The organism is Natrinema marinum, assembly GCF_024296685.1.
In the GTDB taxonomy this organism is placed as follows: Archaea; Halobacteriota; Halobacteria; order Halobacteriales; family Natrialbaceae; genus Natrinema; species Natrinema marinum.
This window is the reverse complement of sequence record NZ_CP100763.1, coordinates 2,731,849-2,753,684: the sequence shown is the minus strand read 5'-3', so window position 1 is coordinate 2,753,684 and position 21,836 is coordinate 2,731,849. Positions and strand designations below refer to the sequence as shown.

At 52.1% G+C, this 21,836-nt stretch carries 19 protein-coding genes; 15 read left to right on the top strand and 4 right to left on the bottom strand.

Features of this window, described 5'->3' with window-relative positions; translation table 11 throughout:
* Window positions 1-47: 47 nt before the first annotated feature.
* Complete coding sequence (locus NKH51_RS13715; RefSeq protein ID WP_254762250.1) at window positions 48-413, bottom strand: hypothetical protein; 366 nt, start codon at window positions 411-413, stop codon at window positions 48-50.
* A gap of 56 nt (window positions 414-469) precedes the next feature.
* On the opposite strand from NKH51_RS13715, the gene NKH51_RS13710 reads away from it, so the two are divergent.
* From NKH51_RS13710 to NKH51_RS13690, 5 genes are all read left to right on the top strand, one after another.
* A complete protein-coding gene (locus tag NKH51_RS13710) occupies window positions 470-1,573 on the top strand; it encodes a hypothetical protein (protein WP_254762249.1) in 1,104 nt (367 codons plus the stop codon).
* Between the two features lie 99 nt (window positions 1,574-1,672).
* Window positions 1,673-1,996 carry a hypothetical protein gene (locus NKH51_RS13705; RefSeq protein ID WP_254762248.1) on the top strand — a complete coding sequence of 108 codons (324 nt, stop codon included), beginning with the start codon at window positions 1,673-1,675 and terminating at the stop codon, window positions 1,994-1,996.
* Between the two features lie 38 nt (window positions 1,997-2,034).
* Window positions 2,035-2,310 carry a hypothetical protein gene (locus NKH51_RS13700; protein ID WP_254762247.1) on the top strand — a complete coding sequence of 92 codons (276 nt, stop codon included), beginning with the start codon at window positions 2,035-2,037 and terminating at the stop codon, window positions 2,308-2,310.
* A 90-nt stretch (window positions 2,311-2,400) separates the two neighbouring features.
* Complete coding sequence (locus NKH51_RS13695) at window positions 2,401-2,553, top strand: hypothetical protein (protein ID WP_254762246.1); 153 nt, start codon at window positions 2,401-2,403, stop codon at window positions 2,551-2,553.
* A gap of 33 nt (window positions 2,554-2,586) precedes the next feature.
* Entirely contained in the window at window positions 2,587-3,039 is a 453-nt protein-coding gene (locus tag NKH51_RS13690; RefSeq protein WP_254762245.1) for a DUF8104 domain-containing protein, read from the top strand.
* On the opposite strand, the gene NKH51_RS13685 is transcribed toward NKH51_RS13690, so the two are convergent.
* The gene (locus NKH51_RS13685) at window positions 3,025-4,083 is read right to left on the bottom strand and encodes a Cdc6/Cdc18 family protein (protein ID WP_254762244.1); all 1,059 of its coding nucleotides are present in this window, start codon (window positions 4,081-4,083) and stop codon (window positions 3,025-3,027) included. The genes NKH51_RS13690 and NKH51_RS13685 overlap by 15 nt on opposite strands.
* Before the next feature lie 211 nt (window positions 4,084-4,294).
* Here NKH51_RS13685 and NKH51_RS13680 point away from each other — a divergent pair, with 211 nt between their 5' ends.
* Window positions 4,295-5,101 carry a Cdc6/Cdc18 family protein gene (locus NKH51_RS13680; protein ID WP_254762243.1) on the top strand — a complete coding sequence of 269 codons (807 nt, stop codon included), beginning with the start codon at window positions 4,295-4,297 and terminating at the stop codon, window positions 5,099-5,101.
* 83 nt (window positions 5,102-5,184) lie between these two features.
* Complete coding sequence (locus tag NKH51_RS13675) at window positions 5,185-6,192, top strand: DUF932 domain-containing protein (RefSeq protein WP_254762242.1); 1,008 nt, start codon at window positions 5,185-5,187, stop codon at window positions 6,190-6,192.
* Window positions 6,193-6,326: 134 nt separating this feature from the next.
* Here the strand turns inward: NKH51_RS13675 and NKH51_RS13670 are convergent, their stop codons facing one another.
* The gene (locus NKH51_RS13670; RefSeq protein WP_254762241.1) at window positions 6,327-7,025 is read right to left on the bottom strand and encodes a hypothetical protein; all 699 of its coding nucleotides are present in this window, start codon (window positions 7,023-7,025) and stop codon (window positions 6,327-6,329) included.
* A 75-nt stretch (window positions 7,026-7,100) separates the two neighbouring features.
* On the opposite strand from NKH51_RS13670, the gene NKH51_RS13665 reads away from it, so the two are divergent.
* From NKH51_RS13665 to NKH51_RS13630, 8 genes are all read left to right on the top strand, one after another.
* The gene (locus NKH51_RS13665) at window positions 7,101-7,676 is read left to right on the top strand and encodes a hypothetical protein (protein WP_250140241.1); all 576 of its coding nucleotides are present in this window, start codon (window positions 7,101-7,103) and stop codon (window positions 7,674-7,676) included.
* A gap of 113 nt (window positions 7,677-7,789) precedes the next feature.
* Entirely contained in the window at window positions 7,790-11,284 is a 3,495-nt protein-coding gene (locus tag NKH51_RS13660; protein ID WP_254762240.1) for a DEAD/DEAH box helicase, read from the top strand.
* A 608-nt stretch (window positions 11,285-11,892) separates the two neighbouring features.
* Complete coding sequence (locus NKH51_RS13655) at window positions 11,893-13,032, top strand: hypothetical protein (protein ID WP_250140239.1); 1,140 nt, start codon at window positions 11,893-11,895, stop codon at window positions 13,030-13,032.
* Window positions 13,025-13,900: a phospholipase D-like domain-containing protein gene (locus tag NKH51_RS13650; protein ID WP_254762239.1), complete on the top strand. Its 876-nt coding sequence runs from the start codon at window positions 13,025-13,027 to the stop codon at window positions 13,898-13,900. The genes NKH51_RS13655 and NKH51_RS13650 overlap by 8 nt, the downstream gene beginning before the upstream one ends.
* Before the next feature lie 224 nt (window positions 13,901-14,124).
* Window positions 14,125-16,146, top strand: coding sequence for a serine-rich family protein (locus tag NKH51_RS13645; RefSeq protein WP_254762238.1), 2,022 nt, complete (start codon window positions 14,125-14,127; stop codon window positions 16,144-16,146).
* A gap of 606 nt (window positions 16,147-16,752) precedes the next feature.
* Window positions 16,753-18,003 (top strand): tyrosine-type recombinase/integrase, encoded by a 1,251-nt coding sequence (locus NKH51_RS13640; RefSeq protein ID WP_250140236.1) that lies wholly within the window; start codon window positions 16,753-16,755, stop codon window positions 18,001-18,003.
* Window positions 18,004-18,281: 278 nt separating this feature from the next.
* Complete coding sequence (locus NKH51_RS13635; RefSeq protein WP_254762237.1) at window positions 18,282-18,605, top strand: hypothetical protein; 324 nt, start codon at window positions 18,282-18,284, stop codon at window positions 18,603-18,605.
* Between the two features lie 97 nt (window positions 18,606-18,702).
* Entirely contained in the window at window positions 18,703-19,212 is a 510-nt protein-coding gene (locus NKH51_RS13630) for a GIY-YIG nuclease family protein (protein WP_254762236.1), read from the top strand.
* Between the two features lie 96 nt (window positions 19,213-19,308).
* Here NKH51_RS13630 and NKH51_RS13625 read toward each other — a convergent pair whose 3' ends face one another.
* On the bottom strand, window positions 19,309-21,798 hold the full coding sequence (locus NKH51_RS13625) for a DUF262 domain-containing protein (RefSeq protein ID WP_250140233.1): 2,490 nt from the start codon (window positions 21,796-21,798) through the stop codon (window positions 19,309-19,311).
* Window positions 21,799-21,836: the final 38 nt, after the last annotated feature.

The following is a 21,836-nucleotide window of genomic DNA, read 5'->3' as shown; positions in this document are numbered from 1 at the left end:
CATGATGACCAGCAGAAGGACGACCAGGCTGAGAGCGGTGGACCGCATCAAGCACCGCCTCCACAAAGCACGTTTGTAACGATGGAGACCAGTCCGTCGCTCAGGATTACGATGGTGAGGCCGACAAATGTGTTAATGAATATCCGGCGTGCCCGTCTCTGCTGCTCTGATGAACCGGTTTGCCAGAGTAATCCGGACACTGTCAGCATTAGACCCGCCAATGGAATTGCGAAGGTAACTGCGGTGGTCTGAAGATGACGAGTCAACTCGATAAGCTGAACTATCGCTGGCGAGACTTCGTTAGAACATTGCGGTGCAGCTTGAGCCGTGTACTGTACGGATAAGCCCAGTATTGCAGGGACTTCACCGATGCTATTCCAACCATTTTTACCGGACTGAATCCAGTGAGCCATCGAAATTACAAAGGAAATGGAGGTATGAATGTCATCTAGAATAGGGGTGGAGACAGGTGAAATATAAAAATGCAGATAATACTGGGGAAGAAGGTGATCCATACCGGGTGGAACTAAAGTATAACTCAGGGACGTACTACGTTCCAGTTCCGGACGCTGCTTTCGAATGTGAAGAGCTTGCAGAGCTAATACAACGGATTCAACGGTTAGAGGAGACAGAGGGTGATTCAACTGAGAGAATTAAGCTAGAGAGACGGAGGACATTCTACCCTAAAATTGTCGAAGGTGGCTCAGTTGAAGACAAGCCGGAGCCGAAATTGGACAAGGACCCACCGAATTATATCCGGGTTGATCTTTCGGATAACGGTGAAAGATCCTACAGTTTGTCTAAGAACCCTAATTCAGAGGAGTTCAGGTATGCACTTACCTGCCCCTCGGAGTGTCTGACATTCTACAAAAGCCCCTTGACCGATCTCGACAAAGGAGACGACGTGATGTTAGAGGTCAACCGGAGGGGAGACCAGTTGGGTACCAAAAAGAACCATCTTCGGGTATACTCGGTCGATGACTACTTTCGCTACCGGTTTCTCGAGTGGAAGAAAATAGGATCGAACTCGGTTCCACGGGTATTCCCGGTTCTGGGAGGGATATTCTCCAAGTACATTGATCGGCCGGTGGACTGCTCTGGACCATTTGTGGGAGATAAATTCCAACTGGTGGCTTTTGACGCTCACCATCCTGTTTTCACCGAACAGTCCGAGAGAGAGTTTAATGAACACACTGTTCCGTCATCAGATCTCTTCTTTAAAATCTGTAGGAATGGCGATCTTCCCCAGAAGAAAGTAGAAAACATAGAGATTTGGTGGGACCCACGCAACGGAAAAAAGAAGAACCATGATCCGTCAATTAAGCTGTTTGAGACCGAGAATTGTGCTGAGACATCAGTGATTCTTCCAAAACAGGGATACTTCCTCGTGAAATCTACTACTCGAGATGGGACACTCAAAACTTGGCTTAGTCGTTCATCACTGGAGCGGGTTCAGGAGAGCAAGGGCTGGGAAAGAAGAGTGGGTGACGGCTGGTACGGGTTCTTTCCGGAGGACCGTGATGATGAAGATGGGGTTCGGCTCTATGTCCCTGCTAAAACTATGAGTGAATAGAGAATTTACTGGTTCTCGAGTAACGTTATTTTTTGTACGTTCATCTGAACCGTAGTGTCCGGTAACGGGTTTGAGTACTACTCTCTAGTTTAGATACCGGTGATTGATATGATGGGTTATGACAATGAGGAGCCGTTAGCGGTCTGGGAAGCATTTCTCTTGCCGAACTGGCGGTGGGAAGCCTACGAGAAAACAGAGGAAAACCTGTATCTTGGCAGGGTAAGATCTCCTAATACCTATGGCCGGTGGGAGTACGGATCTTTCAGCCGGGAACAGCTGGAGACGGCAGGTGCGTACCGTGTTGATACCTCAGTCGACAGTGACGAGGAATTATTCCCGGACGGCGGCTACGAACTAACCCGGGTTGTTGAAACCGAGTTCGAAGCATTCCAAGAATCTGGTGATGGCCTATTCGGGAGATAGCTGAACTACTGGAGTACTCGAGGAGACTAGAACCGGAAGTGAATGACGGCGACCCCTATCTTGATCAGAGAAGAGACACGGTCTACTGCTGGTTTAACCCGGAAAGCGGGGACACGCTGTACCGGACGGACGGTGCTGAAACAGACCTGTTTTTCCACTCGGTCGGTGAAGCAGAACGATTCCTGAAGCAGGAAGCAGCCCAATACACCGGAAAGGACTACACCAGGATGTGTCTGTACGAGATCCAAGTTCAACGGGTCGAATACGCTGCGAACGTCTTGATGGACCAGTCCGAGATCGACGACTTCCAGTAGAATAAACTGAAGAGTCTCAAGTGTAGCCGGGCCTCCACGTATTCACTAAGCCTCTCCGTTCGAACAGTTCCAAAAGGGTGGTAGCCACAGATGTCGATGAATGAACTAGCGGAAGCCGAAGAACTTCTCGAAGAGATATCGTCCTGGTCAGAAGACGAGGTCAAGTCGCTTCCACGGTTCTACCGGGAGGCCGCTGAACAGTACCGTGAACTACTGAACCAAGGCGACACAGAACTCAGGTAAGTCTGTGCTGGACCTACTAACATAGAATCCGGTATGCGGTATCCCGAGTATGAAGAGTTGTTGGCAGAATCACGTCCCGGTACTGCGGCCTATACCCCGCACACCCAGACTGATCTACTCAAGGAAGATGTGGATATAGAGAGACTATTGACCGGGGCACAAAATCAGGAACAGGGACGCATAGAAGCGGAACTCGGTCAGATTGAGAGCCGACTCCAGGACCGGAAAGAACTCCACGATGAATCGGTTGCTGAACTGGAGGATGCTGTTCGCGTTGAGAAGGATCGGCTACAGCGGTTGCAGCACCCTTTCTCTGCGGAGGACCGTGTGACCAGTCAGAAGCGGCGGATACGAGAGCTTGAGCAACAGCTTCAAGAGATACAGCGAGCATACTGGCAGGACTGTGAACAGCTTCAGCGGGAGAGACGTCGACTGCAACGGGAACTAACTGAACTCTCCGATACCGACCTCTCACTCTTCTTCTGACGGATTATCGCTGTTCCAGTCTACGAGCCGGATTTCCCGGGTTTTGCCTTTCCGTCCCCCGTAGTGATAGTCAGCCTCGATTAATCCCAGGAGTTCGAGATGGGTCAAGAAATCGCTGGTACGCCGCTCGCTTAACGGTCTGACATCGGTGTCAGAACACCGTTCGCGGTACGTATCATACACAGTGCCTGAGAGAGAAGTCTCTGATTCGTTCTGTTCCAAGAGTTCAATCGTTTCGTATAACCGCCGATGGTGAGGTGTGAACTCGTCGAGTAACTCAGAGACGTACTCAGCATAACCAGTATACTGAACCTCGTCAACGACGTCGCGAGTAACTGCGTCATCAGTTGCTTCAGCAGCCACCCGTAGCCAGGAGAGACAGATAGCGATGTTCGGGGTTGTTGAGGCAATCCGTGAGAGCGCTGTACGTTCAACTGACTGCGGCTCCAGCGCCCGTCGGGCACGTTCTGAAAGAATCTGTTCTACTTGACTTGGTGTGCACGGGTTCAATGTAAGGACTTGAGGCTGGAACGAACTATAAGTTCGTGCATCCAACTCGGATTCGAGGCTTCGGTGGTTGGCTGAAACCGTTATTACTGCGGTATTCTCCAGCCGGGTGAGGAAGTAGAGCAGATCATCGCCATCATTCAAGAGAAGGAAGTCAACTTCGTCGAGAACGATCACGGTCTCCAAGGTCAGCGTCTGTTCAATCCGGCGCTGGAGACCAGAGACATGATGGCCGGTTCCAACGCGTTCACCGGTCAACTGTTGGAGCAGTCGTTCCAAGACTTTGTACTGGGTGTCGTGTGGCCGTCCTGAGACGTAGCAGGTGGTCACTGTTGAAGGAAACGTTGTAAGAAACTGTTTGACCAGATGGGTTTTCCCGGTCCCACGGGGTCCGTAGATATGGATGTGCTGAAGCCGAGTCTCTGTATCAGCCGCAAACGCTTCTGACAGGGTCTCCTGTTCTGATTCTCTATCGATGAGTTGTGCGGGGAGATACGTTCGAGTCAACGGGTCAGCGGTATCGATAATATCGGTCATAGACTTAGTATTTGGAGGTCAGGACTCACACGGATTTTCGGACACTGGCCTTCAGTTGGGAAAAACATGACCCAAGGGGGATACCCCATGAGAGAACTATTAGCGGTGTATCCATTCGAAAGCCTGTACACTCTCCCACATACGAAATAGTATCCCAGGTTCTGCTTTTGAATACCCACTGACAGACAAACCAAGTGAAGGTGATCCACCAATGTTTGACAACACCTCTACTAGCAGTGGCATCATCTATTCAGAACGCTACCTGAACGGTGAAGCCAGCCTCAAGCCCACGGGTCGCGACAAAGAAATCCATGCGATCCGTGACGGTCTCCGGCCACTGATCAAACGCAATACACCTGAAACCCTGCTTATCCACGGAACGCCCGGAACCGGGAAAACCATGTGTGTCAACCATGTGTTCGACGCACTCGCAACCGAGACCAGTGTGAAAACCATTCAGATCAACTGCTGGCAGTACTCTACTCGTCCCGCGTTACTCACCGAACTACTGATCCAACTCGGATATCCAGCACCACGCAAAGGCAAACCGGTCGACGAACTACTCTCCAAACTCCGTGAATGGCTTCAGAAAAACCGGAGTGTCGCCGTATCGCTTGATGAATTCGACCAGTTGAAAGAAAAGACCGAGGTTGCGTACGACCTCCATATGCTCAGCCAACAAACCGAAAACAAACTTGGACTAATCGTGACATCCAATCTCCCACCGGACGAGCTCATGCTTGACTCACGGAGCTGGAGCCGGCTTAACTGCCGAACCATCGAGTTCGAACCCTACACCGCTACCCAGCTTGAAAAGATCCTTCAAGATGCCGTGGAACAGACATTCAAACCCGGAACGGTCAGCAACGAAGTGATTGAGACTATCGCAGAACAGGTCGCAGACAATACAGGTGATTGCCGGCAAGCTTTCGAACAACTGCTTCAGGCCGGACACCGGGCAATGCGGCAAGGCACACGCGAGGTCACAGAACAGGATCTCACCGAAGTAGATGATTGATTGAATTCATACGAAACAGGGTATCCCCTTGGCTACTACTCTCTTCAACCCCACTTCCTCTGGTAGAACGAGGCGATGTACAGATGCAAGAACAAACCTATGCTTTCGACGACTTAGACCAACTATACGAAACCACGGATAAACTACCACAGGTTGAGCGTCACGAGGTCTACGCACATCACGAGGGCGAGGACGTGTGGGAGGAAATCCCGTATAGAGACTCGCTGTGGACGGATGATCTGCGGGCAACCGGCGTGGTCTCCTCCTCGAAAGACTTCTACAACATCATCCAATACGGAGATATCTTGGAGACGATTTGTGATGCTATAGATCGTCATCAAGACAGCTACGATCTTGGTGTCACTGGAACCATCAGTCTATCACCTACTGCACACAAAATGAGTGCTAAAATCGGCTTCACCGGCGACACAACTGTATATGCAGCCGACGATGATCCTATCGAGCTCGGACTACAGATCCAGTCTGGCCACTCCGGCTTCCACGCAGTCAAATACGATGTCGGAGGGATGCGTCAGGTCTGCAGCAACGGAATGATGGCCTTCGACGGACGGCTTCATTTCGAACAGACACACAGCGAGCCATTCCAACCCAGCCTTGCCTACAACGCGGTTGACAGCGTTGTTGAAAGCCCGGAAATCGTCGAGAACCGGATTAAAGAAGCACAGAACCAGACCTTTCTCAACCAGGACGAAGCACTACTGGTCCTACTCGAGCAAGGTCTCGGAGAGTACCTCGAGCAGCCAGTACCCGACCTCCTGAACTCCTTACACGACGAGATCAACGACAAAGACAGTCCGACGCTCTGGGAGACATACAACGCTGCGACACGTGCGCTCACACATTACAGCAAAGATGTTCCCGACTACGAACTCGACACTGGCTTCGAGAAGGCAGCGACCCTCCTGGAAAACGGATACTCGAAACTACCGAATGCCAACAAACTTGGAAAAGAAACGGTAGAGGACCGGGCTGACCAGTTCATCGAAGAACAAGACGAGACAGAGACGTACTGGAATGGGGAGGAAGAAAGCCTCCGGGAACTTATGGCAGAACATCAGACACGGGCCTAAACCCCTGCCTTTTCCTCTTTTTAAGCAGTTGTAACAAGTTCTATCTAAGAAGTGTAAATAATTATGGGTTCGACAAGTCTGTTTGCGTGCTGGTTATGCTGGACCAGTAATCTCCTAAACCATTCCAGCTAATTTCAGTTTTGATTTACAGTCTCTTTCTGTTTGAACCCATTAACTTTCTCCGACAGCGTCTCTTCCCACTGTTTTTTAGGGGACGAACGTCCCTCATTTTCCGATGAGAGCTTCGACTCAATTAAACTCCGAACCGATAATTTCTGCTTGCTAGGAACGAAAGGTATCAACGTTCGGTAGCCGTGTTGATCCATTTTGACCATCGAATGCCAAATTCCACTGAGTTGAGGGACTGATTTGTTCAACCTGTGTCGTCTTTTGTGCAGCTGTTCGAATTCTTCGGCTAGCGTATCGATATTTCGACCAGGGTCAGCGATAGCCAGGTTGACAAAGTTCTCGTACTCGTCATGAAGTTCTTGAAGGTCCTGCCCTGCTCTATAGTACCTGATCGACCGGGCCTCCGGTGAGTAAAATGCGTCTATCAATGAGACGATGAGCAGCAAAATCGCTAGAACGTCGTCGGTTCCTTGAAGATATCCACTGATCACTGGTAAGTTGAACGTGGCTGATGTGATCACATACAGAAGAACGGCACCAATGATTGCTGTGAGCCCCGTGGAGATCCAACCTGCTTTCGTTGTGATGTGATGGGCCCTATAATACCGACTGTAGGTCTTGTATAACAGATTCTTATCTTTCATCGCCTGTCGGAACAGTAATTCTCGCCTTCGCCAAGAATCATCATCTGTATCAGAATTCATCGTCAAGAGAGTGTACGGTATCAATTGTACAATGGGTGTAAATATTTTTCCAGTTCCAATCCCACAGACCCACTAATGCAACTTCAGGAATCAGAGATAGCATCGAACGAACTCTTACACTCGCTGAAACAACGTGATAGGTGGGCATGTTTCAATGCTGATAAGGAGCCTATTGACCCTGCATCAGGCAGGGCCGTTGATGTACTCAAAACGCAGGAACATCATATGAGTTATCAGGAAGCACAACTTGCGTACGCCGATCACGAAGCTCCAGAAGGAGTCGGCTTTGCCATGGGTCTTGATGACGAACTTGTCCTTATTGATTTAGACGATTGTCTTGACAACGAACTTCGATTCACTAACGACGCCAGCAAGGATATCTTTACCACAGTCAATTCGTACACCGAGGTCTCGGTCGGCGGCCATGGACTCCATATCTTAGCATCAGGTTACAATTTAGAAAGTGAATACGGCCATGCAAAGAACTTCCCGGTTGAACTCTTTGACGGACAGAAATTTTTCACATTCACTGGTCGTCACATCAAGAGCCCCCACGATGTGCAGGAGCGGGCAAGCGAACTCGCCACCATACACAGACGATACAGCCCATGGGTTTCGTATAAAGAATGGCTACGACAGAAAGATAGATGAGGGCAGTACTCGACGAAATCACTACTACCGTGTACCGTCTAGTTCTTTTCCCTTAGTAGGAAGGGAATGAATAGGACAAGTTAATGAGAAGTGCGGGAATTTATTAACTAAGAATGGATTCACGGCTTCTTCCTGACGGTGACCCACAGACGGTTCTCCAAGATCAATTGCTTCCACAACTGCGGCCAACCACTAAGGATGCATCATATCTCGACCGACTCTCTGTAGAGCACCTCACAGATTTTACCTACCGCCGCGGCGTCCGTACTGACGAAGTTGGTGATGGAAATTGTCTCGTCCCGCGCCCGGTTGGTGGGTTCGACGATGCAATGTTCAAAAACCCGTCTGCCCACCGTGTCCACGTTCTTGTCGAACGCGACAGTCTTGACGCTGAGTTAACCGTCGCTATCGACGGATTCGTCGGTGCATATCTGGATGTTGATTACAGTTCGCCGTATCAACTAACAGAAAATCACTTGCCAACGCTCATGATTGGTGGGGAACCACACAACATGTATACCGCGGAGCGACCGTTTGCGACCACAGCGATTCCCGTTCAGTTCGAAGCTGGGCCAGAATCCATCCCCATTTCGAACGATACAGACTACGAAGAAACGATCACGATCGCAGGAACCCAGACGCAGGCTGCAGTCATCAACCCAAACCGAGATGCTCAGGAGAGACGTGCGCTTGATCGCACGGGTGCAACCGATGATAATCTCTCAGAATTGAGTGGAGATACTGCCGAGATTAATTATAATCGGCCGACACTAACACTGAGTCTCACAGTATCGGTGAACGAAGATCTCGGGGGTTTGACGCCGGCGGGCGATTCCGATGACTACGTCCGGCTCACAGTGACGATGAGGAACGAGACATATGTGGACGAAAACGACCAGTCAGGGTGGGCCGAACGGCGCGTCTTCTATCCATCAATGGAACTCGAATTCGACGAAATGGTCGTTGATTTTCCGAGTCAACAGCACGACGTGAAACTACAGTCGGCACTGTCTGCAGAAGATAATTCCCGTGACGTAAGTGAAGAGAACCGGTATCGGCAACAGGACTGCTACCTCACACGGACTGTCGAATCATTCGAGACACGGTTGGAGACAAGAGATGTGCCACAAGCAGGCGAACGGTTCAGAACGACATCATTCGGGGTGTACGATTACGTCGAAGAGGAACCGGTCACCTCGGGTTACCGGCTGGACCAGTTAGTCTGTATGGACAATGATGAGCTGCTAGAAGCTGCTCCTGTGCTAGCCCAAGAGGCGACGGCCGCTCGTGAACACGAGACCCTGCTCCGAAATCTTCGGGGAGTTCTATTGGCACTTCGACACTACCTTGGTGACCTGCCTCCCATCGAGAGCGACGAGTACGAATCAGGGCGTACCGCAGACGACGAACCAACACTTCACAAATTCCAGTGGGACGCAATCCAAGAAAGGGCACTTGCCCTCCTTGATGATGAGACGTCACCAGTCGTCGTTCAGGCACCGACCTCTGCTGGGAAGACCATCGTTTACTACGGTTCAACGCTGTTGACAATCCTCGAGCGAGATACACGCGCCGCATTCCCGTTTCCGACGCGGATGCTAACCGAAGACAAACTAGAGGAAGTGATCGAACTCGCTACAAAATACAAGCGATACGTCCAAGGACAACACCATTCCAATGCAGGGAGTTTGATGCCCGATCAAGAGTTCTCTGTGGGGGTCGCAATCGGGCGGCAGTATGATGAGACCGGTGAGCGGACATACTTGGATGCCGATGATCTCGTTGGGTATATTGGGAGCTGTGATTGCTGTGGCTCCGAGTTGGACACAGAGTGTCAAGATTGTGACTCCAGACACTGTCTCGACACGATGGACAATCACCTACAGTTCCCCGTCTGCACCAACTCTGAGTGCGGGTTCCTATACGACTTCGTATACGACGTGGAGCGAACCCAACAGTATCTGCCGAGTTTGACCGTCGGAACGCCGGAGAAGTTCTTCACGATGCCGACCGTAGAGTCGAATACGCACCACTCAACCTTCTCCACGTTGCCGTTCTATGGCGCTCCATACAGTAAATGCGAGAACTGCGGAAGAGCACTCACTGATATGAACAATTATCGAGTGCTCAACGACCGGGATGGACTGGTGTGTTTCGTTTGTAACACCAACGATCGTGTCACCACTCCATGGAACGGGGTGGATTGGAAGGTGAGTGAATCGGATCGCGAGGGTGCCGAGCACTCACCAATCGGTCACATCGTGCTAGATGAGACGCACATGTACACTGGCCAGTTCGGAATCTCCATTTCGATCATTCTCCGCTTTTTCGAAGTACTGGCTTCGCGTCTACGGTCTGGTGAGACTCGGGACCGAGATAGCCATGCCATCTCAGTCGACTCAGGGACAGCGACGATCAGTAACAAATTCGAACACATCTCACGGTTACTACGCGCCTCCGAAGACGAGATAGTTGCCGTCCCAGACAGTGGTGAACATGGCGACTACTTTAGTATGGTAGAGAACCGTGTTCGCTATCGAATCCTCGCAGGGACACCGGTCGCAACGTCGAACAGAGGGTCATTCCGGGAAGCGATCGTACAACTGTATGATGACTTCCACAATACGACGTCTGGAACGGAGTTCCGCAATGATTTCGAGGAAGCGATCCGAGACGCCCGTGTCGATGCTGATATCAGTCACTACGAACAGATTCTGGGCTATCTTCACCGGAAATCGGACGGGTATTCGCTACGGGAGTCTATCGGGGACCGAGCGGATCAGATCAGTGACGGAGGCCTGAGTGATCTACAGTTTATTTCCGGCGAGTCGTCAAAATCTGCCCTTCGAAAATCAATGGGGATGGGGAGCGAAGCGGCAGACCCGGTAGTGCTAGCGAACTTGGTGGTGTCCCTGGGTATCGACATCCCGGAGCTCAATAACCTACTCTTGTTCGGTGCGCCCCGAAGCATGTCGGAGCAGATGCAGACCATTGGGCGAACAGGACGAAAAGATGCAGCTGGCCACGCAGCTATCCATCTGTATCCTGGAAAGCCACGCGACATGCAGATCGAACGGAAATTTCACCAGCTACTTGGGAACGTTGACGACTACTACGACACTGCCGCAATTCATCCAACAAATCCATACTTGGCGCGTATTCTCTTCGAATTCTTGCTCGGGCCGTTTCTGACGATAGAATACGCGATTCGCGAGCAGGCGTTCGACTATGACAATCCGCACGACATCCAAGACTTAGTCAAAATGTTCGACGAACACGACCGGCCATTACAGAACCCTCATGCACAGGAGCTGTATGCTGACATGCGCAGCATTTTCTGTCCTCCCGACGTTCAACTTGACAGTCAGATTCTAGACGTTATTGATGAACAGGTAATAGATCAGTTGTTTGATTTTATCGGGACCAGAGAGCATGAGAGTAAATGGTTTGAGGCCGCGACCCAGGCCCGCGTAAATAATAGATCCATGAACATCAACGAGTGGTTCTCTGAATACTTCGAAGACAAAGATCTCGAACTCCGGGGAACCTCGGACGAACAGGTCGGGACAACGATTGAGTGGAAGCTGCCCTCGGAGGTGAACGAGTAATGTCACGGTTATCGCAATATCAGGTCCTACTGACGGCGTATCCTGGGAGAGTCCGTTCCGAAGATGGCCACCGAGTGCAAGTGCAGACCATTCGTGAAAACAAAGAACCAACTGATCTTGGTCCATTCGCCGACCGACTCGCGACCGTTATTACCAACTTGGACACCGAGTTTTACTCGTACACAGCCGACGCGAGCAACCGACAGCAGGCGGCATACGAACAGCGAGACACGGACGAAGATGTGGCTGACGAACCGGTCACAGATGATATGCCAGACGCATTCCGCCGCTACGCCGAACGCTCAAGCGCGACCAATAATACGAATAGCGCCGGCGATACCAACGAAACGACACGTTCGTACGATTTTTCGTCTAGCGATATCGAATTAGCGGAGTTATGTGAGGACTCAGAAGTTATTAGTGTCCCATTCCCGCGAGTGTATCGGTGCACCGATCCGTCGTGTAATCATTTCGGAGTCGAGAGTCCGGATGCGATGAAACGATCCGTCGACTGTCCCCACAGCTCACGTCATCAGATGCGCCGGTTCCCGTACTTGTTTGTCTGTCCACGATGTGCACACATTGAACAGGCGAGTCCACACCAATGGATGCAAGAATCCATTGACGGGCCAGGGCCGAGCGTGGTGATCAGCAAGGAAGACACTAGAGACCGCATTGCCTGTCCAGAGAACAATTGTAGTGGTCACCTGCACGTCAATCTTGGTGATCGGCTTGCCGGCGTTCGGTTCTTTTGCTCGGAGAGTCGCAACCACAATGACCAGTTCTATGGGCAGTGTCCGACCTGTCACAAACCAGCTGCTGACGGCGAAGAAGAAGTCCTCTCTGAGATGCGGCCGAAGACTATCGATGCTAAACACACGCAACCGCTTATCCTCGAGGACATCGTGAGTAACGACGGGACGGGAACAAGCCTAGAAGCACTCTACGAAGCGAGCGAGATAAACCAGGCTGACGACGATACGTATCACTGGAACCTCGACACAATCACGCCTGGCAGTCAGGCCATCTTCTACGATACGTTCAGTCTAAACGATGTCTTCACAGTTTCTGATGTCAGTTCCGTGTCCGCAGTGTATGGGTATGAATCAAACGTCGACTCACGTGGAACCGACCTCGAGACACACGGTCGGTTAGCTCGTAGCTTTAGTTCGAGCGATTCAGACCGAGAACGTACAGCCTACCTTACCCGACGCGAGGGACGTGGCATCGTCTTCGACCTCCGGACCGATGTCTTGGCAGATGTCGTGAGTAATGGCGATGCCGAGTACGAGGCAATCGCAGCACGGGAACTGACACAGTTGAACGATTTTGACACAGACGAAATTGCAGATGGTGAGACTGGGTTACGACTTACTCCACTCCTTCATGCTTACCAGCACGCCTTGTACCAAGCAGCCATTGAGGAGACAGGTCTTGAGGACTTCCTCGCCGCGAAGGTACTCATCGAAGAAGGTGCGATCGTTCTCGTCGAACAACGAGACGTAGGCGCGGGTGGACTGAGTCAAATCACGATGAACAAGACAGGCAGCGTACTCCTACGGACATTACAGCGGACTGAAGAGATACTCAGCGACTGTTCCCGTGATTGTACTGACGCCTGCCTTTCATGTGTGTTCACTGATGACGCTCGGTGTCATCCGTTTGTCTCACGAGAGGTCGAAGGATACGTTCCTGCAAATAGCCTTCTTGACCGGCACCTCGCAGCGGAGGTGATCCGTCGTGCGTGAGGACGACATCTACCTCTGGATTCACGAGAGGTTGCGTACCACCGGTAAGGTGTCGCTCGACGGGATTCCAGACCAGTACGATGACCCGGATGTCCGAAACTTTGTGAGAGAATACCTCGACGCTCTCGTACGGAGAGACATCGTCGCCGGGCACAGCGACGGCCAATTCAAACTCGAGGATCCAGAAGCGGAACGGGAAGCCTATTACCAGGTGTTAGAATCCGAAACACTTCCAGGAGGGAGGGGAGTGACAGACGAAACGTACCAACCGGTTGTGAGTATCCCCACCAAACATCAGGAAGAGTGGAAAGACTATGCGGAACACCAGAACATCAATTCGGGGGTCTGGTTAGAGAACGCACTCGCCGAAGTGTTCGAGACAGCCGATTCAACACTCCGATTAGTGGTACCATTCTTCGAACTTGATGGATTACTTCGCTTAGAAGACGAGTTCCATCAGGCAGCTTCGTCGGGAGCGAATATAAAATTCCTGACGAGAGAACTCTTACGACCAGCAGACGACTTCGGCCACAACCGAGGTCGAAAGGCTATTCTAGAACTTATGGATCGGTTCGAATCGGTCGCCTCCTCTGAGAGTTCACTCTCCGTGTATGATTTCTATCACGCGATTGGAGGAAAACAGCCGAAGCTGGATCGAAGCATTCATGCGAAAATGATAATTGCGGACAATCAACTTGCGTACGTCGGAAGTGGTGAGTTACGCAATAGCTCTATGATGCTTAATGGCGAAGCGGGATATCTGACGCGCAGCCAAACAGACATTGAGACGTGGACCGGTTTCTTCGATTTCTTCGAAGCCAAGGCAGACGCTGTGACACGTGAAATTCTTGAGGAGTCAGTAGAATAGTAGCGACGGGAGTAGCGGGGCGGTATAATTTTTCAACGCTGTCCCATTGTGACACGATCAAAAGCTCGAGCTGATATAAGATTATCGGCCTAATTTCCATAAAGTAGTAACTTTGCCGTGCGTTTCACAGAGTACCCCAGATAAAGAAACAGAATTGCCATCGACCGGTAAGGGAAACAGAGTGTCCACAATTATATTCGAACTTGTCTCTCAAGCGTTAACGTATGGCCACTGACTCTCGCTCGAGAAATCGGATGTCCTTGCTTAAAGTACTTGAGAAAGAGGAGCTCTCGGATCCACGTATCCGGCGTCTCGTACTGTTCAACACCCTTGCACCGGAGCCGCTTCAGAAACACGGACGCCAAGCACTGGCAGCCACGTTAGCACAGAACCGCGCATACCCGTTCAAACCTCCGGTTACAGCAGGCACTCCTACTTCAGAGGGACTCAGTATCGGGACAACCGGTTCGAAACATGCCTACGGCCTCGATGAATCACTGCTCTCGAAACACCTCCTGGCCATCGGCCAGTCAGGTTCCGGAAAAACCACATTGTTCTATAACCTTCTCTCCCAGTTAGACGTCCCGTTCTGGTGCTTCGATCTCAAACAGGACTACCGCCACCTCACCCAAGAAAGAGACGACATACTGGTTTTACCGTGGACAGAACTCAAGTTGAATCCGTTAGTCCCACCACCTGATGTCCAACCTCGGCGATGGGCACAGGTCGTCAGCGAGATCTTCGGCCACGCTACCGCCCTCCTGTCCGGATCAAAAAACCATCTCTTAAAATCCATTCTCAAACTGTACCGTCTGTACGGACTCTTCGATGAGAACTCGCCGCCGTATCCCAGCTTCCATGAACTCGAGCAGTTCCTCACCTCCGACTACATTAACTACGTGCGGAAAACCTCGAACTACCGGGACACAGTCCTCAACCGTATAGAAGCGATGAACCTCGGAGCCGGAACCATCTTCGACTGTAGTCAGGGCTATCCACTCGCTGAACTCCTCGAACGGAATGTCGTGTTCGAGTTTGACGGATTAAGTCGTGACACGCAGAACTTTCTGATGGAGATTATCCTCGCGGCTGTCTACGAATACCGACTAGCCCAGTCCCACCGTTCAGACGATCTCAACCATGTGTTCGTCCTTGACGAGGCAAAGCAAGTATTCAGCGTCTACAAAGAAAGGCAGGATGAAGCAGGTATCCCGGCCGTCGACGAACTGACGGCGAAAATGAGGGAGTTCGGGGAAGGACTGATCGTAGCAGATCAGGAGGCTTCGAAGTTGACCGATTCAATCAAGGCAAACACGTACACCAAGATCCTTCTCTCTACCGGCGACCGGAAACAGTTCCACGCGGTTGCGGAGTCAATGAACCTTACTCAGCGGCAAGCCAATGCCGCTAAAGACCTCGATATCGGGGAAGCAGTCGTACAGGTCGGAAACAGCGATCCGGCCAGAGTAACGCTTGACGAGTATCAGTTGGCGAAAACTGTTACGGACCCGGATCTACAGAGGATTCAAGGCCAACTCTGGAACTCACTGACGGCTGAGCCACGCAAGCAGCCACCACGGTTCTCAGAAACCGTCCAGTCCGAGAACACCGACTCCGAGGAAACCTCGGTAATCGACGACCCGCCATCCAAAGTCACGGTCTCCGACGAAGCGGAACACCTCCTGAAAGGGGTGGTGGAAAAACCGTTCATTCCGTTGACTAAGCGGTATGACCGCTTTTCAAGTCGGTACAAGGGTAATAAGGCTAAGACTGAACTGGTAGAGACAGGATTAGTCACAGAACATTCGACCCATACAGAAACCGGTGCTCGGAAACTGCTTGAGCTGACGGACAGAGGCCGTACTCACGTCAAGGATACGTTGGATCTCGATCCAAGCCACGAAGGTCGTGGCGGTGTTGTCCACAGGTACTGGCAACACAAGGTGAAAAACGCCTTCGAAGAAGCGGGGTGGGCCACAACTCTCGAACTCTTCGATGCAGATGTCTATGTCAATACTGGCCAATTCGAAGTCGCTATCGAGGTTGCTATGGAAAACACCCCGCGAGAGCGGGAACACGTCGAGAAACACCTCGAATACGGGTTCGATGTGATCTGGGTTGTATGCAAAACAGAGAACATCCTGGACGGGTTGAAACGACGGTTCGACGATGCAGGGATTGATACGGATCAGGTCGTCTTTCACTTGGTACGGGACGTTTCCGATGCCCTCGACGAATGGCCATAGAGTCGCCGTATCAAACGGTATAACGTCTTGTTCTGGCATCATCTACTGCAGACTATTCTCTGTAATCTGCCACCCAGTACACCAGAAACGGTTGGAACAAGAAGGATGTGGGAAAGGCGACCTAGTTCGGCCACTTCGGCAGAAAACCATGCCAAAGAATCCTGCTCAGTAGGGTCTTAGGGGTATTCGGCAAGACGGAACATAGTGTCTGGTAACTCGCTTGCCTGAGAAGGATACCAGTCGCACGTCACTAAGAGCAAATGCACCCGCCAGTTCCGATGCGTGATAGAGACATAAAATGGGTATCCGATCGTACGATGGCTGCGCGAGTCACCAGACGGTGTCGACAACACCGCAGAACAACAGATGAAATATACAGGGATCTGCAGTAGTGCTTAAAACTATTGCTCGAGAGGATAAAGATGAAACCCAATCGAAACGAGGAGAAATAGTGGACCGAGACCACGCTCCGAACCGTTAGTTCAGAGCCCCGAGAGGGCGTCGGACACACAGTTCACTGCCTACCAACCGAACTCCGGTAAAAGACGGTCAATAGAAGCGTGGCCTCACCGACACCTCATCTCTATTACCACGTGAACCTACACCATGAGCACAACCGATTACGTCGATATCGATCGAACCCTTCAAAATCTAACAGAAAGCGAACTCCAAGCAGAGAACATCGACGCGATACAATCGTTCGTCGATCACTGCGCCGCCGAAGGCATCAGTGAAGTCCGACAGACCCGGCTCGTCTCCGCCTTCAAGACACTGCTTAAGAACTTCGCGCCCGACGAGTTCATACTCCGTACCGCGAATGAAGACGACCTCAAGCAATTAGTCGCTGGCCTCAATCGGAGTGACTACGCAGACGCCACGAAGTACACGCTCAAGAGCGCGCTCAAGAAATTCTACAAAGTCGAGAACGGCGGACGCGAACATCCAGAGAAAGTCCAGTTCTTTAGTCTGGCTGGCGGCAAACAGACACAGGTCACACGAGAGGACCTCTTCACGGCCGACGAACTCAAACGACTCTACCAGGCGTTCACCAACACGCGTGACCGTGCATTCACCAAAATCCTATACGAGTCCGCAGCACGACCAGGCGAACTCCTTGCGACGAACATCTGTGACTTCACTAGCACCGAACACGGCGACTTCATTTTCCTCGAAGGTCTCAAAGGCACACCAGATCGAACCAACCAGCTCGTTCGCGCCGGACGAACAGTCAGAGAGTGGCTCGCCCAACACCCATTTGGCGGCGAACTCGGAGACATCAAAGATCTATCGGCTCCGCTCTGGGTGAAGACTGAACAGCAACAATGCCACCACTGCGGAAACACACCACAGAGTCACCCTGAAGACTGCGGCTACGAACCCGACCGCAGCGATCGACTGCCATATGATGCCTTTCTCCGCCGATTCAAACATGCATGTGAAAAGGCCGAGGTCCCAGAGAACAAACGTCGACCGTACAACTTGCGCCACACCCGTCTGACAGAGGTCGCGACGTTCATGGGATACGAGCAACTGAACAAGTTCGCTGGCTGGAAACCCGGGAGTAATCGTGCGAAGGTCTACGTACACCTCAACAACGACGACGTCAACCAAGCCATCAGAGATGAATACGGGCTCAGTGGCGAAGAAGACGAGAACCAACCTGTAAACTGCAGTTTCTGTGGTACTGAGAACCAGCCAAAAGAAACCGAATGCCGGACATGCGGACGACCATTGTCCCTCGAGAAACAGTCGACACAGAAGGAGAAACACCAGATCCTCGAACGGCTCGCAGAACTCGAGGAGAAAGGAATACTCGACCAATTGGACGCGTTCACACAGTCAAACGAAGAAGAGTAAACTAAGTTCCCTGACGCTGAATTAGAGGTAACAACTGTAACACGGCCTCTCGTTATTTATAACTCTGCTGCACTGTCAACTAGTGTACAAATAACAGTGCTGTGGATGGACGAACGGTCGAGCCAGTTGACGTGAACGCCGTAGACTCTACGGAAACCGATCAGAAGTGACGGAAGTATATCAAAATCTGCACTACCAGATAACACAGGTAGGGTGCTGAACAAATAAGTCTCGATGAATCAGGGGTACTGTCCAAGTAGAACAATCAGGTGACCGGAATGGGAATCAATGATGAGAACAGAATTGTGGAAACATACGAGCTACGGCTGTCAGCAGATGAACTGCTCGAACTCGAGTCGGTCATCCGGGCGGACTGGAATGCCCTGTCTGAGCCGTGTCCCAAGTGCCAGGGCACTGAGTTCAATCACCTGCGGTATGAGGGCGGGCACTACGGCCACCACGAGGACGGAGTGGTCCAACGCACCGATTATTGGGACCAGAAGGGGAGTCTGTACACCGCATGCAAATCCTGTGATGAGGTACTGTACAAGCATCCTGCGTATGATCTGTTGGAGCAGTGGAGTGACCACTACGTGAAATAGTAGGGGCTTTAACTAGTTGGAAACTGGAAATCACCGCTGACGGATGATATCAGAAAATCTCAAATCGGTGCCAGCCGGGACTGCTGGAGTCTACTGCATGTTCGATCTTGACGGGAAGCCGGCTTATGCTGGGCAGACCAGTAATCTTCGAAATCGGCTTCGACAACACTTTATCCGCCAGGATTCTAGTGTCGTGAGTTATGGGCGGTTAGACATCTGGGATATCGCCTACGTGGACTGGTGGGAAACAACCGACACGGATCGCGCCGAACGAAAGGTCCTCTCCACGCACACGCCGTACCTCAACTTTGACGCCGAGATCGCCGCACCACAGGGGTCGGTCGCCCTCGATCTCGACCGGCCGGACGGCACGCTTGAACTGGTATCTGATGAAGAGCGGGTGTTCCGGGCCGATCCATACAACCGGTCAAAGCAGAAACTGGAGCACCTGCTGCGGATGGTCGACACGATCAAACTGGCCGGCCACAGCGAGGCCACCAAGAAAACGTTGTATGTCCATCAGCGTATTTTCCACGAGAACGTGTCCGAGTTCCTCGAAGTGGATCCCGAAGAGTCTTCTTCTACTCTTTCCGACTGGACCGAATAGCCCAGAACACGACCCGTTCTGTGGCCGGTGCTCCACTGCCAACACCGTGAGTAGTAAACAGAGGTTCGCAGCTCTGATGGGGGTGGGCAATGAGTGTCAGGCGGTCAACACTGCCAGCCGTTTTTCGATGTCTTCCCCGACGTAGTCTTCGATATTGTCCATGTACGGTTCGAACTCGTCAGGTTCCGTGCGGAACTTCAACGATTCCAGAATGGCCGTGATGAGCTGTGCTTTCCGGTCGATCAGCTGTTCGTAGGTCCACCACTCGTTGAAGTACTGGACCGTGGGATAGACGTCTCCGAACTGAGTTTCATCCTCTGGCAGCTCCAACCCGAGAAGCTCCTCGAGTTTGTCGGTCGAGACGTTATCGGCGGTCGAGAAGTACTGGTTCACGAGGTTGTCCATGTCCTTACTGTGCCGGAGGTGGTATTCTCGGAGCTTCACCGAGAACAGCCGGTTCTTGATCGGTTTATTGACCTCTTCGTCGAGGAGCATCATGTTCCCCAGGTCGCGGACGAACCGTTCCTCGATTCCCTCGATGATCTGCTCGATCTCATCGTAGCCGGGATCGTTAGAGGAGAGGAGATGGGCATCCCGTGTACGCAGATAATCGATCTGTGTTTCGATCATGTTGCGCTTCCCATTATCGAAGAAGCACTCCAGCCATGCATACGGGTTCTCTTTGCCGGGGAGGAAGTACGAGATGGGGAGGATGTGCTCGATGTGGACCTCGCTTGGATCCTCACTTAATTCGGACTTCGTGATCCCGGTCTGGTTACGTCGCCGGAAATCCTCGTCCGCGATCTTCAGGAACAATTGCTTCGTCTGGTTGTTCCGCCAGTTTTCACTGGTGACAAGAATATCGATAAACGACTCGCCGAAGAGCTGCCGTGCCGAACTGTCGATGTTATCGACCAGTGTTGCACTGATCTGCTCAGTATCGAACTGGTTCCCGGACTGTTCGAGCTCCCGGAACGCTTGGCAGGTTTTCGGATACGTATCATCCACAACGGTCGCCACGAGATCGGAGATCGCGACGCGGAACGTGATGTTCTCGACCGTTTTCAGGATGTCGCGCAGGAACGCATCCTTTCCGGGGGCCTCGGTCACGGCCTGGTAGACGTACATGACGAACGGCCGCCACTGTGTTGTTCCCAGCTTGTTGAGCCGTTGGAGGATAGCTTCGCACTCTTCCCGGTACTCCTTTTTCAGTTCGGTGTCGTCATCGGTCAGGTCCGCGGTCACGATCTCCCGGTACCGGCCAGCGTAGTTTTCCAGTTCCTCGAGGAAGTCGCGGGCCTGCCCGGGGCTTGCCAGCCGTGACTTGATATCACGGCGGCCGATCTGCTTCAACCGGAACGCTTCCAGCATGTTACTGCGGGCATCCGTCACGGTCTCGAACGATTTCTCGGTCGCAGCTAGGTAATGGGCAAGGAAGTCTTCAACGGCGTCTGCATCACCGCCGAACATCTGGACCACGTTCTCCCAGCGGGCGATCTGTTTGTCACTGTCGGACTCGCCCTGGAACCGGCCGACGATCCGGGCCCGGACCTTGTCCATACTGGAGAGCTCAACACCACGGTCGTTCAGCGACTGGAAGACCTCGATCCGGAGTTCCTGGTTATCAGTCTGGAAGATGCACTCGGAGACGCGGAGAGACCGCAGCGTGAAATGGGCGAGGTTGAGCAGGGCCTTGACCTCCTTCTCGGGCGTATCGAACTCCTCCCGGTCAGCGAACGCGGCAACCTTCGCGTCGTAGTATTCGTCGGTTCGTACGAGCCGCCGGTGGGAATCACCAAAGTACCGGAACGACTCCAGCAGATCGGTGTCAGCCAGTTCCTCGTCCTCTTCGTAGACCTCTTCCGGGATACCGACCTCGTCGAAGAGGTCCCGGAGACGGATGGCGTTCTGCTTCCGGCCGTCGTACTGGTCCATCGCCTTCAGGGTCTGAACCTTTTTCTCCGGGTCCTGGAACAGCAGTTCGTAGATGCTGTCGTCGTGGTCGTTGAGTTCCAGGAACGGTGTTTCGGTCGGACCTTTCCGCCGATACAGCAATTCATCAAGGTATTCCTCGCAGATATGCTCGGCGTACGCCTGAAGTTGACCGTCAACCTTCGTCCGCTTGTCTTCGAGGTGGTCCTTGATGTTCTTCAGCAGGATGGAGACCGTGGAGAGGCGTTGTTGGCCGTCAATGATCTCATAGACTTCGCCCTGGGCGGACCGGGCAATATACACAGTGCCGAAGTAGGTGTCCACGGGGAGTTCGCCCGATTTCGGTTTCAGCGTCAGAATTGACAGCAACGTATCCCAGAGTTCCTCGTGCTGTTCTTCTTCCCACGAGAAGTTTCGCTGGTACTCCGGGACTTCGAACCGCTCCCCGTCGGTTACGCGGAGGAGAGATCGGTTTTTCAGCTTGATATCTTGCTCGAGAGAGCGGATGAACTGGGTACTGTCCACGAAGTCTAGATCCTGATAGATCTCCCGGTAATCGGTGGGATCGTAGTCGATGATCCCTGTCCCGTCTGGGTCACCAGGATACAGGAAGACCCGAGTACCGCAAAGTGGTGTTTCGTCTGAGCTTTCCATGTCCCTACACCTGTATCAGATTCATGTTAATATTGTGG